At 53.5% G+C, this 15,707-nt stretch carries 10 protein-coding genes; 2 read left to right on the forward strand and 8 right to left on the reverse strand.

Features of this window, described 5'->3' with window-relative positions; genetic code table 11:
* Positions 1 to 233: 233 nt before the first annotated feature.
* The 3 genes from ffh to LPA02S_RS07260 all read right to left on the reverse strand — a co-directional run bounded on the left by ffh (position 234) and on the right by LPA02S_RS07260 (position 3,692).
* Entirely contained in the window at positions 234 to 1,667 is a 1,434-nt protein-coding gene (gene ffh, locus LPA02S_RS07250; protein ID WP_056956419.1) for a signal recognition particle protein, read from the reverse strand.
* 12 nt (positions 1,668 to 1,679) lie between these two features.
* Positions 1,680 to 2,024, reverse strand: coding sequence for a putative DNA-binding protein (locus LPA02S_RS07255; protein ID WP_054651160.1), 345 nt, complete (start codon positions 2,022 to 2,024; stop codon positions 1,680 to 1,682).
* Positions 2,025 to 2,243: 219 nt separating this feature from the next.
* Positions 2,244 to 3,692 (reverse strand): APC family permease, encoded by a 1,449-nt coding sequence (locus LPA02S_RS07260; protein ID WP_420835960.1) that lies wholly within the window; start codon positions 3,690 to 3,692, stop codon positions 2,244 to 2,246.
* 311 nt (positions 3,693 to 4,003) lie between these two features.
* Between LPA02S_RS07260 and LPA02S_RS07265 the strand changes: the two genes are divergently transcribed.
* A complete protein-coding gene (locus tag LPA02S_RS07265; RefSeq protein ID WP_225354988.1) occupies positions 4,004 to 6,046 on the forward strand; it encodes an Orn/Lys/Arg family decarboxylase in 2,043 nt (680 codons plus the stop codon).
* Between the two features lie 82 nt (positions 6,047 to 6,128).
* Here the strand turns inward: LPA02S_RS07265 and LPA02S_RS07270 are convergent, their stop codons facing one another.
* Positions 6,129 to 7,526 carry an Nramp family divalent metal transporter gene (locus tag LPA02S_RS07270; RefSeq protein WP_056956422.1) on the reverse strand — a complete coding sequence of 466 codons (1,398 nt, stop codon included), beginning with the start codon at positions 7,524 to 7,526 and terminating at the stop codon, positions 6,129 to 6,131.
* 292 nt (positions 7,527 to 7,818) lie between these two features.
* Here LPA02S_RS07270 and LPA02S_RS07275 point away from each other — a divergent pair, with 292 nt between their 5' ends.
* Positions 7,819 to 8,385, forward strand: a complete 567-nt coding sequence (locus tag LPA02S_RS07275) for a TetR/AcrR family transcriptional regulator (RefSeq protein ID WP_054651158.1) — start codon at positions 7,819 to 7,821, stop codon at positions 8,383 to 8,385.
* Positions 8,386 to 8,682: 297 nt separating this feature from the next.
* Here the strand turns inward: LPA02S_RS07275 and LPA02S_RS07280 are convergent, their stop codons facing one another.
* From LPA02S_RS07280 to rnc, 4 genes are all read right to left on the reverse strand, one after another.
* Positions 8,683 to 9,942 carry a methionine gamma-lyase family protein gene (locus LPA02S_RS07280; RefSeq protein ID WP_056956423.1) on the reverse strand — a complete coding sequence of 420 codons (1,260 nt, stop codon included), beginning with the start codon at positions 9,940 to 9,942 and terminating at the stop codon, positions 8,683 to 8,685.
* A 10-nt stretch (positions 9,943 to 9,952) separates the two neighbouring features.
* A complete protein-coding gene (ftsY, locus tag LPA02S_RS07285; RefSeq protein WP_056956424.1) occupies positions 9,953 to 10,999 on the reverse strand; it encodes a signal recognition particle-docking protein FtsY in 1,047 nt (348 codons plus the stop codon).
* 82 nt (positions 11,000 to 11,081) lie between these two features.
* Positions 11,082 to 14,648 (reverse strand): chromosome segregation protein SMC, encoded by a 3,567-nt coding sequence (gene smc, locus LPA02S_RS07290; protein ID WP_056956425.1) that lies wholly within the window; start codon positions 14,646 to 14,648, stop codon positions 11,082 to 11,084.
* Between the two features lie 24 nt (positions 14,649 to 14,672).
* Positions 14,673 to 15,368 carry a ribonuclease III gene (rnc, locus tag LPA02S_RS07295; RefSeq protein ID WP_056956426.1) on the reverse strand — a complete coding sequence of 232 codons (696 nt, stop codon included), beginning with the start codon at positions 15,366 to 15,368 and terminating at the stop codon, positions 14,673 to 14,675.
* Between the last annotated feature and the right edge of the window lie 339 nt (positions 15,369 to 15,707).

Raw genomic sequence — 15,707 nt, forward strand, 5'->3', positions numbered from 1 at the left:
ACGAGTACCGAGAAAGCGTAGTCTCATCAACAACCAAAGTGAATATCGAAGTTCCTTGCCTTTTGCTGCTAGTATCTTATGCGTCGCTTTCTGCCTTGCGTAGCTCGTTTTCATACGCACGAGTAACGCAAGGAACAAAGCCACATTCTCCTTCTACTTAATGTTAATACGCCTGGCCTTTGGGGATTAGCAGCCGTACCCCCGCCTAATCTTGCCCTCGTCCCCAATGCCGCCTATGACTTCCGGTGCTTGATCTTCAACCGCTTCTGCTTACGCTTCTTTTGCTTCTTCACCATAGAGTTCATGGCCATCTTTCCGATGCGCCCGCGGATACCGCCGCCCATCATCTGTTCCATGCCGCCCATGTTGCCCTTACTCATCTTGTTCATCATGTCGCGGGCTTGCTTAAATTGCTTAATCATCCGGTTAACTTCCAGGACCGGGCGTCCCGAACCAGCAGCAATCCGCCGGCGACGTGAAGGGTTCAACAATTCGGGGTTCGTCCGTTCCTTTTCGGTCATTGAGTACACAATGGCCTTCATGTGGTCCATGTCTTTGGGGTCCACGTGCATATTTTTAAGTTGCGGATTGTTAGCCATTCCCGGAATCATCTTCATGATGTCCTCGATGCCACCCATGGACTGAACCTGGTCCATTTGATCAATAAAGTCATTGAAATCAAAGGTGTTGGCCTGAATCTTTTCCGCCACCTCGGCCGCTTGCTGCTCGTCAAAGTTCTTCTGCGCTTTGTCAATCAGCGTCAGCATATCGCCCATGCCGAGGATCCGGTTAGCCATGCGGTCGGGGTAGAAGACGTCCAACGCGTCCATCTTTTCGCCCTGCCCGATGAACTTAATTGGCTTACCGGTTACGGAACGAATCGACAGTGCTGCCCCACCACGGGTATCGCCATCCAACTTGGTCAGTACGACCCCGGTAATATCCAGTTGTTCGTTAAATCCCTGGGCAACATCGACCGCGGCCTGACCGGTCATGGCGTCCACCGTCAGCAAAATTTCGTTGGGGTGCGCTATTTCCTTAATGTCTTGCAGTTCTTGCATCAGCTTGGCGTCAATTTGCAAGCGCCCAGCCGTATCAATCAGCACGTAATCGTTGTGGTTAGCGGCCGCCTGGGCCATCCCCTGACGCACAATCTCCCGTGGATCCGTATCGGTACCCATCTCAAAGACGGGCGCGCCCACAGACTCACCAACCACCTGTAACTGCTTAATGGCGGCAGGACGGTAAACGTCGGCGGCAATCAGCAATGGACGCGCGTGCTCATTTTCCTGCAGGTACTTAGCCAACTTACCGACCGTGGTCGTTTTCCCGGCCCCTTGTAGCCCGGCCATCATGATGACGGTCGGAATATGCGGTGCTTTGTTGAGGGGTACCGCTTCGGCCCCCATCGTTTTAACTAATTCATCGTTAACAATTTTGACAATTTGTTGAGCGGGCGTCAGGCTATCGAGCACCTCACTGCCGATCGCCTTTTCGCGGACTTCTTTGACAAAGTCCTTAACAACCTTAAAGTTAACGTCGGCTTCTAGTAAGGCTAGCCGAATTTCGCGCATGGCATCACGCACGTCACTTTCAGAAACCTTGCCCTTGCGGCGTAACTTGCTAAAGGCGTTTTGTAATCGCTCCGTTAACCCTTCAAAAGCCATATTAATCCCCTTTTATTCTTCCGCGACACGGTGTTCAACCCGTGCTAACAGTTGTTTAAGTTCATGATCATCATTATAGTGGCTGCGCAAGTACTGACCCAAAGCGTCAACCGCCGCGTTCTGCGCCTCAAAATCAGCGAGCATGTGCAATTGCCGCTCGTATTCTTCCAAAGCGGACGCGCTGCGCCGGATATTGTCGTAAACTGCCTGCCGACTCACACCAAACTCCTCCGCAATTTCGCCGAGGGAGTAGTCGTCACCGTAGTACAGTTCCAAGTATTCTTGCTGCTTGGCCGTCAACAACCCGTGGTAGAAATCAAACAGACTGTTCATCCGGTTAGTTTTAGCTAGCTCCATTATCTCAGCCCCTTTTTGTACTTATACAATTCTACCGACGGTGACCGCGACTTGCAAGCAAGAATGTCCCGACACATTCCTGACGCGCATGACTCACTCCGCAATCAGACCACACGACGATACCAATTAGCCTCGACATGCACATCGGTCGCGGGGCGTAATTTTAGCGTTTAAAAACCGCGCCACCAGTTTAAACTAGTCACGCGGTCAATTTGATTATTAATGGATCAACACGGTCCCGTGCTTTTTCGCCTCATAACGGGCAATCATGGGCATAACAAAGCCTAAGCCAAAGAGTACAAGGACGGAAACCCCATTCATTAGTAATTGGTGGTTAAACGCATGGGTCCCCCACGCCGCTTCCTGCGGCATGAAGCCCATCGTGGCACAAACAAAGGTGAAGAGTAAGCACCACCCGCCCACGACCATCGCGCCAGCTTTGTTCTTAATAAACGTATAGCCAGACCGGAACTTATCCGACTGAGCCCGCAATGCCAGGAAGGCGAAGAACACCCAGCAGGTTTTGTACGGTGACACGATGCCGTTCAGGTTCAACAGCCAGTTGAAAATCGTGTTGATGTTGGGCAACGTACTACTCAACAACAACAAGAATAAACACAGACTAGCGGTAAATACGTACGAGTGGATGGGCCGACCCTGACGGTTTTTCTTCAGTAGCCACTGCGGCATGAACCGTGCGGCGGTGTCAGCTGATAGCACCCGGCTAGCGGCATCAATAAGCACAGCCAACTGTGCGAGCATAAACACCAGTTGCGTGCCGGCGAACATGTACATGAACAGGTTACCGACGCCCCATTGTTGGCCTAAATAATGAAAGGCGTAATACGAGCCGTTCATTTTCAGGTCGTTAGGCAGATGGTTCGCGTCGAAGTACACGCCCAACGCCAGGGAACCAAAGATAATGAGGAAACCCGTCATGATGGCAAGAATCCACATGGCTTTAGGAAACTCCTTCTTGGGGTTGCGCACCTGCTGAATGTACGTGGCACCAAGTTCAGCACCTGAAGTCGCGAAGATCAGTAGACCCGTCGTCGAAAAATAATGCGTGGAAAAATGGGGCTTGTACGCACTCAGGTCGAACAGGTTGCTAGCTGGATGGTAACCCTTCGCAATCCCCGCTGCGGCCAGCACGACAAAGAGCACGGCCATCAAGAACATGGCGGCCCCACCAATCAGCGACATGACCTCCATGGAGCGGCTAAAGACGTTTTCCAAAATAATGAAAATCAGGATGACCAGGAAGGTGAAAATGCCGAACCACAATGTGGACATGTGTTTGTCCAACTTGTTGTTACCCAACCACAACCATGAAATTGCGACAATGACCGAATTTGATACATCAATGAGGTATGGTAACGTGCTGGACCAGTACATCCAACTGACCACGTAACCGAGCGTATCGCCGGAAGTGTGGCGCACCCAGGTGGCTAAACCGCCCCCATCCTGGGTAAACGTGGTCCCGATTTGCGCCGAGATGAGCGCGTACGGCACGATGTACGCCAACAACAGAAAAATCCAGGAAAAGATGACGGAGAGCCCCTGGTTTTGGAACGGGTAGAGAATGTTTTCAAACCCAATTACGGTAACAAAAACTAACAGTCCGAGCACGGGCCACGCCATATACTTTTGACGTGGCTGCCCTAACATGGGTGCATCTTGCATAATAATATAACCTCGTATTCTTAAAATGCCGACCAACACAATGACATTCGCAAACACGGCGGTTTATTTCGGAAATATCCGTAACTTGTATTCACTTAATTCACCTAAATATGTATTCTAGTGGTTGTACTGAGTTCATCATTACTAGTCAAACTCATTATCGTGGATGACACCTAAAACTAAGCGTACGATAACCGAATTATTATACACGAACAAGTTACGACAGTACATATTTTCTGAAAGGTCCTGATTATTTTATGTATCTCAACGTTGCAATTACCTCTGCGGCCGGCAAAATGGCCCCACAAATTGACGGGGTCGACCTCGATGCCCTGGTGCCAGGAGCAATTGGTGCCGCCGTCATCACGGCCGACGACACCAACGCGTGGCGTCAATTACGCAGTACCGCGTTACCCATCCCCACCTTTGTCTTGGGCGACCCTGCCACGATGGATTCCGGTCAGCTGCGGGTCATCCCCATTGCCAATGCGGACGCGTTAACCCCAGCCGACATCACCGACGCTATAAACGACTACGAGGCCAAGGAAATCCCCGCTTTTTTACGGGATCTGCTCGACTTTAGTCACGCCAACCCCACCACCTTTGCTACACCCGGACATCATGCCGGCCATTACGATGACCTCGCTCCGGCAGGTTACCTGTTCCACCAGGCGTACGGCGATACCTTCTTTGCCAGCGACACTAGCGACGTGGTCACGGCCCTCGGCGACATGCTGACCCACGGCGGCACCCCACTAGCCGCTGAGCAGGCCGCCGCCAAACTATTCCATGCGGACAAAACGTACTTCGTAACCAACGGAACGACGGGCAGCAATAACATTGTGGCCAGCGCGGCTTTGCAGCCCGGCGATCTGGTGCTCTTTGACCGGAACAACCATAAGTCGTTTTATAACGGCGCGTTGGTGCTGAATGGCGCCACGCCAGTCTACCTCGACACGCTCCGGACTAGCCAGGGACTGATTGGCCCAGTCGATTTGAGCACCGTGACGACGGATAGCCTCCGCGAGGCGGTACGCAAAGTTGCGCCAGCAAAGGCGGACGCCCCACGTCCATTCCGGTTGGCAGTTCTGGAGCTGGAAACCTTCGACGGCATCGTACCCAACGTGCGCATGCTGCTAGATCAATTCGGTCCCCTATGCGACTACATTGCCTTTGACGCGGCCTGGGGTGGCTACGAGCCATTCATCCCGGCCATGCGGCCAACTGACCCGCTGCAGCTGGATCTTGGGCCAGACGATCCCGGAATTTTCGTCACCCAGTCCGTGCATAAGCAGCAATCTGGTCTGGCACAAACGTCACAAATTCACAAAAAGGACGCGCACATCAAGGGCCAAGACCGGTATATCAGTCACGCTCAGTTTAACCACGCGTACTTAAAACACGTTACTACCAGTTACTCGTACCCCGTCTACGCCTCACTTGCGGTCAACGTGGCGCTCAACGAGAGCGCACACGGACAAGCTGCCTGGCAACGAGCAATCGCCGACGCTCAACAATTCCGCCGCGACCTCACTGATACGCAGCTATTCCGCGCCCTCAATGCGCCTTCAATGCTTCAGGTTCCGGACCAGCAGGCGGTCACAGACCCCGACGTTTGGGCGCTTCATCCCGATGATGAGTGGCACGGCATGAACAAACTTCGTCCTGGTCAGGCTTACCTAGATGCCGGCAAAGTGACGGTGGTACTGCCTAACGGCCATGACCGCGGTGTGTCCGGGTGGGTCCTCGACCGCTACCTCCTCGACCACAACATCGTACCGGAAAAGGCCGACCCGAATTCCGTGCTGTTCCTGGTGACACCCGGTAGTGATCGGCATGATTGGCAACAACTGTTATCAGTACTACGACAGTTCGAGGCAGACTACTTCGCCGACCGGACCGTTGCGGACGTTCTCCCACAGTTAGTCGCCGAAACTGGTGGTCGTTACCTGGGCATGACGCTTCGGGAGCTGGCACAAACATTGTCAGACTACTTCAACGACAACCACCTCGCCGAGCAACAAGCCACCCTATTCCAAAACAGCAATGAACGGTCGGCACCGATGACCGCGGCCACTGCAGACGCGGCGTTTATGCGGGGCAACTTTGACACCATTCCTTTGCGTAATGCAGTTGGGCGTATCGCAGTTGAAGGTGCATTACCCTACCCTCCCGGAATCTTCGTCGTTGTTCCTGGAGAAGCCTGGACGCAGGCGGCCGTTGACTATTTTGACACGCTTTACGGAGCCGTTGCACAATTTCCGGGCTTCACGCCAGAGATTCAGGGCGTCACGGTGGCCGCTGATGGCACACCCGTGGTTCACGTCGTTCGGAATTAGCGGCACGGTTTTATCTGCAAGCATTAAAAAAGTTCCGACTGATTCGATTCTCAGTCGGAACTTTTTTGATGTTATTCAGCGCTTAAAATACTTCTTGTAGGGTTGAAACAATCAACCAGAGGTTCAGGATGGTCAACACGATGGCGATAAACCATGCAGTGTACTTGACCCAAGCCTTGTTAGCAAACTTCCCCATGATCTTCTTGTCACTCGTAAACAGTACCAGCGGCACGATGGCGAATGGTAGCGCAATACTCAGGAAAACCTGGGAAATGGTTAGCAGTCCTTCGATCTTAGCCTCATTACCGTGGTAGATGAAGGCGAAAATCAGCACTGGCGTAATGGAAAGCAACCGGGTCAGCAGGCGTTGTGCCCACAGTGGCATCTTCAGGTGAATGAAGCCTTCCATGATAATCTGACCGGACAGCGTCCCAGTAATAGTCGAGCTTTGCCCAGAAGACAGCAGGGCAACCGCGAACAACATACTGAGTACTGGGCTGGCAATCGCGCCAACAATTTGCGAATCGTTCAGTGCGTGGAACAAGTCCACGAACCGGCCCAGGTCACTGTTAGTGCCGTAGAACAAAGCCGCACCCAGAATCAGCAGCAAACAGTTAACGACGAAGGCCACGGTCAGCTGAATATTTGAATCCGCCACCGTGAAACGGATGGACTTCGCAACGTGCGCTTCATTCGAGCGGTCAATCTCACGGGTTTGCGAAATTGACGAACCTAGGTACAGGTTATGCGGCATTACGGTTGCGCCGACAATCCCCAATGATAGGTAGAGCATTGAGGAATGCGTGACGATGTCAGGATCCGGGATGAACCCGCGCAGAATTCCGCCAATGCTTGGCTGTGATAGCAAAACTTCATAAAGGAAGACGAACAGGATAACCGCCACCAGGGTGGCAACGATTGCTTCAATCTTCCGGAAACCGAGCTTCATCAGTAACAGCAGAATCAAGACATCCAGCGACGTGATGGCAATACCCACAATCAGCGGAATATTAAACAGCAGCTTGATGGCAATACCAGAACCGATAATTTCAGCCATGTCCGTTGCCATGATGGCCAACTCCGTCACAATCCACAGGAATATTCCCATGCCTTTGGACGTCCGTTCACGGGTCATCTGGGCCAAATCCTTACCGGTAACGATGCCCAGCCGTGCCGCCATGGCCTGTAGCAACATGGCAATCAAACTGGAAATCAAGATTACGGTCAGTAGCGTGTACTTGTAACTAGCACCACCGGCAATGGACGTAATCCAGTTACCTGGGTCCATATAACCAACGGCAACTAAAGCGCCAGGTCCGAGATAAGCTAGAAGGGTCTTCCAGTAACCCCCGTCCATCGGTACACTGACGGAACCATTAACCTCGGCTAGGCTCTTTTGCGCACCACTAGTCTCAGTGGCAAAGTGAACGCGACTCTCACTAGTCTTCTTGTGCTGACGTTCTTTGGATTCATTTTTCAAAATGGTTCCCTCTTTTCTATTGGCTTAGAATTGAGTGCCCCGTTTGGGCGATTCATCGGCGCAGCGGCAAGTATTACTACGCCTACCAACGGATAAACATTAATACATCTGGAGAACTTAGGCAACCCTGATTTTTGGTATTTTCGTCGCTTTATGCGACAATACAAGAGTAATTATGAGCTTATGTTACACTTTAATTGTAATTGTAGCCAAACGCCCGACGTTACCGCGCTTTTTTTGCGACAGATTGTCCGTGGTCTTGTCAGGCAACAACACAAAGGAGGTCGTCTTCATGACCGATTTACGAACCCAACGCACTAACAGACTAATTCAAGCTGCCTTTGTTAAATTAGTCAACCGTTCAGGCTTTGATACCTTAACCGTTACCCAAATTGCAGCCACCGCTTTGATTAATCGCCAGACTTTTTACCGCCATTACACCGATAAGTTTGACCTGGCTGAACGTTTAGCCAGCGAGGCCATTACCGGATTTGACCGGGCTGTATCTGAACGCTTACGCATTGCCGCTGATCCTCGCCACGACCAGGAACAGGTATTACGAGTAGTCAGCGACATCATGAGTACCTACGTTGCAGAGCGCATTGATCTCCTCACCGCGCTGATGACGCTCCGGGGTGACCCGCTGGACTTTCGGGACCGGCTACAGCGACAAATCGAGCACCGCTACCGCCAGTACTTTGCGGATAGCACGCCTGATCAAGAGGACCTCGAAATACAGGCCAGTCTGTTTGCGTCCGTCGCCCTCGGCACGTTAGACTTCATCCTGGCCCACAAACGGGTGCCTGAATCCAGCCGGATGCTGCGTAACGTCCAGCGTATCCTCACTGCGTTTGTCTAGCGTTAAGTTTGTGGTGCGAACACGTGGGTGGGAGTTTACGTGCCCTAAGCCGTGATTGCTACGGTGGTGGTTGACGGCAGCGTTGGTCGGACCGATGAGCTGCGGCTTACGTGGGGCGCCCCAGACACCAACCACGTTTTCCCTAAACTTCGTAAATTGCCGTCACATAATCGTTGGTTCCAACTAGCTGGGTTCGTGGCAATGGCCCCGCTCAACCGGAGCCGCCGAACAAAGGCACCAAACATCAAAACAAATAGCGGAGCCCTGTAAAAGGACTCCGCTATTACTATCTCAAGCCTAGTGTTCATCAAAGTAGGTACTTTGCGCCGCACCAATAGTCGCCAACTTCACGTGGGCGTACGTCAATCCACCCTGCAAGTAAATGGTGTACGGCGGTCGAATCGGCCCGTCACCAGAAAACTCAATCGTTGCGCCCTGCACAAACGACCCACCGGCCATAATCACCTCATCCTCGTAGCCCGCCATCCGTTCCGGAATTGGCGTGACAAACGAGTCCACCGGCGAGTTGGCCTGAATTGCCTGCGCAAACCGGATCATGTCCTCGCGATTACCAAAGTTGACCGTCTGCACGATATCGGTGCGTGGCGCATCCCACGTTGGACTGACACTCATCCCCAAGGCCGCAAACAACGCCGCCTCAAAGATGGCCCCTTTGATTGCGTTACCCGTAGTTTGGGGCGCGATAAAGAAACCTTGATACATATCCGGCAGTGCCGACACCGTTGCACCTTCCGCCGCACCCAGACCAGGCACGGTGAACCGATAGCTGACTTTCTCCACTAGGTCAGCGTCACCAACGATATACCCACCAGTTTTAGCCATGCCACCACCGGCGTTCTTGAAGAGCGATCCCGCCATCAAGTTAGCACCCACCTGGAGGGGTTCCACAGTTTCCGAAAATTCGCCGTACGCGTTATCAACAAAGACGGTTATGTCGGGTGCCACCGCGCGCACCGCATCAATCATTGCTTTGATTTTGGCCACCGTAAACGACGCGCGGGTAGCGTACCCGCGGGACCGTTGAATCGCCACTACGGTCGTTTTGGGTGTAATCCGCTTCTGAATGGCCGGAATATCCGCTTCACCGCTAGGCAGGAGGTCAACATAGTCAACCCCAATGCCATACTCTTTGGGCGACCCCACGCCGTTACCGGCCATCCCCAGAACCTCCTGCAGGGTATCGTACGGCTTGCCAGTGATGTACACAATCTCGTCACCAGGCCGTACCAACCCTAAGAGCGAGACGCCAATTGCGTGTGTACCCGAAACAATTTGTGGGCGGACAATAGCATCTTCACCACCCAGGACGTCGGCATAGATACTTTCCAGCACGTCACGGCCCTCATCACTATGCCCGTAACCGGTCGACCCGGTTAAGTAGCTTTCAGCTACGTGGTGTTCCCGGAAACTCCGCAACACCTTGGCCTGATTTTCAATAATTTGTTCATCAATGGCAGCCAACCGTGGTGCGATTTGTGCGTCCACCTGGTCGACTAGTTCAACTAACTTCGGCGCAAACTGATCCCGCCAACTCATTCGTACTACCTCACTTATTTTCGTCTGCATCTTCCTGATTGTCATCAACCGTCTCATCAGCCGGCGGGGCGTCAATCAGGCCTTTGAATAGACCGTACACAAACTTAGTCGGGTCAAAATCGGACAGGTCATCCATGCCTTCGCCAAGACCGACGAGCTTAACTGGCACGTGGAGCTCGTTACGCACGGCGAGCACGATGCCCCCTTTGCCTGAACCATCAAGTTTTGTCAACACAATCCCGGTCATGTCAGTGGTTTTATTGAACTCCTTCGCCTGCGACAAAGCGTTCTGTCCCGTCGTGGCGTCTACCACCAGCAACACTTCCTGGGGAGCATCCGGTAACTCGCGTTGAATGACCCGCTTCATTTTGGCCAACTCCGTCATCAGGTTGACCTTGTTCTGCAAACGTCCGGCCGTGTCCACAATCAGCACGTCAAAGTTTTCGTCTTTCGCTTTGCGCACGGCGTCGTAGACCACCGCCGAGGGGTCACCACCAGCCGGGCCCGCAACAACCGGTACGTCGTCACGTTCACCCCAGACTTGCAGCTGTTCAATCGCCCCCGCGCGGAAGGTGTCCCCCGCCGCCAGCAAGACTGATTTGCCCTGCTGATGGAGGCGGTTGGCTAGCTTACCAATGGTCGTCGTCTTACCGGCCCCGTTGACCCCTACGAACAGGAACACGGTTGGCCCGCTACCCTCGGGTGCAAAGTGAAGGCTGTTATCCTCGTCCACGCCGGCTTCATCATACAAGTCGACGAGCTTCTGCACGATAACCTGCGCGACCAGTTGCGGATCCCGGGCGTTTTGTAACTTGACCTCTTCGCGCAACTCATCAGTCAGTCGAACCGCGGTGTCAAAACCCACATCGGCCTCAATCAAAGTGTCCTCAAGGTCGTCAAAAAAATTCTCATCAACGGTACGAAAGTTAGCAAATAAGGCATTCAGTCGGTCACCAAAACTTTGCCGACTCTTAGTCAACGCCTCGTCGTACTTGGCAGTTTCGGGCTCCTCTTCCTTACCAGAAAAGGCCGCCTTGATCCGGTCAAATAATCCCATTCAATACACCCCTTTAATCATGCATTTACGTTCTGCATCAGCTTCAACGACGGTGCACCATTCCGGCGTCTCCGGGTATCAACTAGCCCGGCTCGCCGTCACTAACAACCGTAGCCGCATCGTCCAGGCTCACCGACACCATTCGGGACACGCCAGATTCCTGCATGGTCACCCCGTACAGGATATCGGCTGCCGCCATCGTACCACGGCGATGGGTAATGACAATGAACTGCGTGTTACTGGAATAATGCTTCAGGAAATCACCAAAGCGGTCGACGTTGGCTTCGTCCAGGCTGGCCTCAACCTCATCCAGTACTGAGAACGGCACCGGCCGAACTTTGATAATTGCAAACAACAATGTAATTGCTGTTAACGCCCGTTCCCCACCAGACAGTAGTGATAGACGGGTGTGGTTTTTCCCAGGCGGCTGCGCGATAATTTCGATTCCCGTGGTCAGTAAGTTCTCTGGATCCGTCAGCTGCAGCTCCGCGTGACCCCCGCCAAACATCTGGGGGAAAATTTCCGTGAAAGCCGAGCTGGTGGCCGTAAAGACTTCCTCAAAACGATCCTGCACCTCTTTGTCCAGTTCGCCCATCGTGTTTAGTAGCTGGGCCTTCGCGTCTTCGAGGTCATTTTGCTGCGCGGTCAGGAAATCGTAGCGCTCCTTAACCTCCTGGTACTCGTCAATGGCGCTCAGGTTAACCGGCCCCAACTCGTCCAAACCACGCTTCAACAACTTAATCTGACTTTGCAGTTCGGGAATAGGCACCGCGTCGTCCGGCACGGCGGCAATCGCCGCTTCATAGGACGTCTGGTACTCCTCACTCAGGGTCGTTAGCGCTGCATCCAGGTTCATTTTGAGCCGGTTTAGCTGCACCGACTGAGTTTCACTGGTCGCCATAACCTCTTGGCGCTCAGTGTACGCCGTGGTGATGCTGGCGGAGACCCGACTGAGTTCGGTCCGAGCCGTGGCCTTATCGGCGTTTAAGCGCTCCTGTTGCGCCTGGAGCGCAGCAATGTCCTGCCCTAATTGGGCCAAAGTGGCACTGCGTTCTTCCTTCTCCTGCGCGGTTTCGGTCGCGGTTTTCTCAATCGTGGCAATCCGCTGCGCAAGCTGGTTGCGCTGATCAACCGCCGCAGTCTCACTTTCTTGCCACTGATCAATCTGTGCCGTGGCCGTCTTGGCCGCCTCCTGCTTAACCGCTAGGTCGGTGCGCAATTGCGTTAACCGCTCCTGGTGGTCCGCTGCTTGGCTACTTTGGTCCGCCAAGGCGGCACGGAGGTCAGTCATGTTGCGCTGCAGGTCGTCCAACTTTTGCTGGATGGCCTCGCCTTGCTTGGTGAGGTCAGCCTGCCGCTGCTCCATATCATCCTCTCCCTGAGGAAGGTTGACCTTGAGCGCAGCCGCTTGTTGTTCCAACTGCCCAATCTGCTGGGCGACCAATTGCCCCGACGACCGCGTCGTGTGGGTTTGGTCGCGCAGCTCCGTCAGGCGGTTGCTGTACTCCCGAAGTGTACTGTTGGCGGCAGTGATCCGCTCTTCGAGTTGGGCCAGTTCCGCACGTTCTTGATCTAACTTGGCGGTCATGGCGCCCAACTGCGTGCTCAATCGCTGTGCTTCCTGGTTCCGGGCCAAAGGTGAGGTGCTGCCCTTGTGCTGTGCCCCCCCGGACATGGACCCACCAGCGTTCAAAATATCGCCGTCCAGCGTAACCAAACGGTAACGGTGGTGCAGGCTATTCGCAATCGGCACCGCATTATCGAGGTTGTCAACCACGACCAAAGTACCAATCAGGCTGCCCATCACGTTGGCCAGCCCCTGGTCAAAGCCGACCAGATCAATACCAACGCCAATAAAGCCTTTTTGTCCGGTCAACTGCTGGCGAATGCTCTGCGGTAATTCCCGGGGACGGATAATGTCAGCGGGAAGGAACGTGGCCCGTCCGGCGCGCCGTTGCTTTAAGAAGCTAATTGCGCGCTTAGCCGCGGTCTGGTCAGCCGTAACGATGGCTTGCAGGCTACCACCAATGGCCTGATCAAAGGCAACTTGATACCGTTCGGGAATTTTTAGTAACTCCGCAACTGCACCCACCACACCGGGGAGCCCGTCTTTGTTCTTCAACACCGTCCGGACACCCGAATAGAAGCCAGCGTAATCATCGTTCAATTCCTTGAGCGTTTTATAACGCGCGTTGGCCTGCGTATAAGCCCGGCTGTGGTCCATCAATTGTTGGTTCAGCTGCTGGTACTCGGCCTGCCCCTGATTCACAGCGGCCTCAGCATCACGGACTTTGGTGGTGGCCTCATCCTGAGCTTTCTGGGCGGCATCGATTTGTTGCTGCACGTCCTTCTGTTGAGCGGTCAACTTGTCCAGCTGGGCCTGAATCTCCGCCAACCGGCTACGCGTGGCTGCTTGCTGGCTATCGGCCAGCTGTGCTTCTTTGCTCAACGCAGATACCGCATTACGGTTGTTGGCCTGTTGCTGCAACGTGTCAATATACTCTTGCTGCGCTGTTTCCAACTGCTCGTTCAACTGTGCCGGCGTGCTGGCCTGCTGTTCCGCGGCGCGAATTTGTGTCCGTAAATCTTTAATGGTATTGGTCAGTTCGGACCGTTCCGCCTTAATGGTCGCCAGGTGGGCGTGCGCATCATCACGGTCGTGTTCAGCTCGCTCCAACCGGTCACGCAGATCGGCAAGGGTTGACGCGGCGTTTTGCACACGCTCGCTACTAACGTTTTCTTCACCGTTCAGGCTTTGCTGCTTCATCGACTTGGCAAGTAACTCATCGTTGACCTGAGCCAGCTGCTGATCAAGTGCCGTTGCGGCCTGGGTGCGGCGGTCAGACTCGGCCTCCAAACCAGCAATCTTATCGTTCAGCTCCTCGATCCGCTGCTTGGTCGCGTGTGCGGCCCGCTCGGTAGCTTGTTGCTGCCCAACCATATCGTGTACCTGACGGGCAAGCAATTGTTGGTGCAAAGTTGCGTATTCCGCCGACTGACGCTGGTACTCACGCGCCATGGAACTTTGCTCGGCTAGGGGCTCCAACCGCACCGACAACTCGTGCACAATGTCGTGGACCCGGTCCAGGTTATCGTCCGTCTCGTCTAGCTGTGCCTGCGCCTTGGCCTTCTGCTGCTTATACTTCAGCACCCCGGCCGCCTCTTCAAAAATACCGCGACGATCCTCCGGTTTGCTGTTGAAAATTGCCTCAACTCGTCCTTGTGAAATGAACGCAAAGGAATCGCGACCCAGTCCACTATCCATGAACAAGGTCACGATATCCTTGAGCCGTACCTGTTTGTTGTTCAGTAAAAATTCACTGTCACCGTTCCGAAACAACCGCCGCGTTACGCTAACCTGCGTCGGTTGTTGATCCAAGTAGCCGTCATCATTGTTGAAAACCATCGTCACTTCGGCACGATTCAACGGTGGCCGAGTATCGGTGCCGGCAAAGATGACGTCGCCCATGCGCTCGCCGCGCAAGCTCTTGGCGCTTTGCTCACCCAGCACCCAACGAATTGCTTCCGTAATGTTGCTTTTACCGCTACCATTGGGGCCAACAACCCCTGTTAGCCCGGGATCAAATTTAATTTGGGTTTTATCCGCAAATGACTTAAAGCCATTTATCGTAAGTTCCTGCAGGTACATCCAGCCACTCCTCGTGTTGCGACCCTACGCTAAATCACTCAGTGCGCGGTGGGCCGCATCTTGTTCCGCGTGCTTTTTACTGGTGCCGGTACCCCGACCCAGCTCCCGACCGTCAGCGGTGACGGACACGGTGAAAACACGCTGATTATTGTCTTCTTCTTGTTCTGACAGCAGCTCGTACTCGATGTTCACATCGCCACCCTGCTGTAAACGTTCCTGAAGTTTAGTTTTAAAATCCCGGGTATCCTCAAATTCCCCAGCATCAATGTGTGGCCAAATAACTTGCTCACAAAAGCGAATCACCGCTTGCCGACCCTGGTCCAGGAAAAGTGCACCACAAAAGGCCTCAAACAAGTCTTCCAAGAGGGTGTCGCGGTGACGGGCCCCAGCGTTCTCCTCACCGTTACCGAGGCGAATATACTGGTCAAAATGCGCCTCACGAGAAAAGCTGGCAAAGCTACGTGTTTGAACCGCAGCAGCCCGCATCCGCGTCAACTTACCCTCTGGGACGTGAGGATATTTCTTAAACAGGTACTCCGACACGGTTAATTCCAAGACGGCATCGCCGAGGAATTCCAACCGCTCGTTATTGTGCACCCCTAATTCCCGGTGTTCGTTCGCGTAACTTGAGTGCGTAAACGCCTCCTCAAGCAAATCGACGTTATTAAAATCGATTCCGAAACGACTATGTAACTCACGCGTAAACTCTATCGCGACCATTAGTTGCCTCCTTCAATGCTGTTTCTCATTATACTAAACATCCAGCTTAACTAAAAGGGTTGTCGCTGTTCATGGGTGACCAAATTACGGGCTGAATAGTGGCGGCAAATATAGCGCGGAAGGTGGTTTTGTCTGTGGCGCGTGCTAATTTGGGGGCTACGGAATGAATAGCGGAGATGACGTACTATCCTTGTTACTTCTCAATATTGATACGAGCTACGCAGGCCAGAAAGCGACGTATAAGCTACTAGCACCAAAAGGCCAAGTGCGGACTAGGTCTTGCATTGCAGGTCAATGCTACCCCGCTCCTCCGTTACCTGTGCGCATTAAAACGAGCTG

Origin of the sequence: Lacticaseibacillus pantheris DSM 15945 = JCM 12539 = NBRC 106106, assembly GCF_001591865.1 — a bacterium.
Classification (GTDB): Bacteria; Bacillota; Bacilli; order Lactobacillales; family Lactobacillaceae; genus Lacticaseibacillus; species Lacticaseibacillus pantheris.

Excerpts from the sequence above, each read along its gene's own strand:
- ffh (WP_056956419.1), bottom strand. The coding sequence starts at position 1,667 with ATGGCTTTTGAAGGGTTAACGGAGCGATTACAAAACGCCTTTAGCAAG.
- LPA02S_RS07255 (WP_054651160.1), bottom strand. The coding sequence starts at position 2,024 with ATGGAGCTAGCTAAAACTAACCGGATGAACAGTCTGTTTGATTTCTAC.
- LPA02S_RS07260 (WP_420835960.1), bottom strand. The coding sequence starts at position 3,692 with ATGTTAGGGCAGCCACGTCAAAAGTATATGGCGTGGCCCGTGCTCGGA.
- LPA02S_RS07265 (WP_225354988.1), top strand. The coding sequence starts at position 4,004 with ATGGCCCCACAAATTGACGGGGTCGACCTCGATGCCCTGGTGCCAGGA.
- LPA02S_RS07275 (WP_054651158.1), top strand. The coding sequence starts at position 7,819 with ATGACCGATTTACGAACCCAACGCACTAACAGACTAATTCAAGCTGCC.
- LPA02S_RS07280 (WP_056956423.1), bottom strand. The coding sequence starts at position 9,942 with ATGAGTTGGCGGGATCAGTTTGCGCCGAAGTTAGTTGAACTAGTCGAC.
- ftsY (WP_056956424.1), bottom strand. The coding sequence starts at position 10,999 with ATGGGATTATTTGACCGGATCAAGGCGGCCTTTTCTGGTAAGGAAGAG.
- smc (WP_056956425.1), bottom strand. The coding sequence starts at position 14,648 with ATGTACCTGCAGGAACTTACGATAAATGGCTTTAAGTCATTTGCGGAT.
- rnc (WP_056956426.1), bottom strand. The coding sequence starts at position 15,368 with ATGGTCGCGATAGAGTTTACGCGTGAGTTACATAGTCGTTTCGGAATC.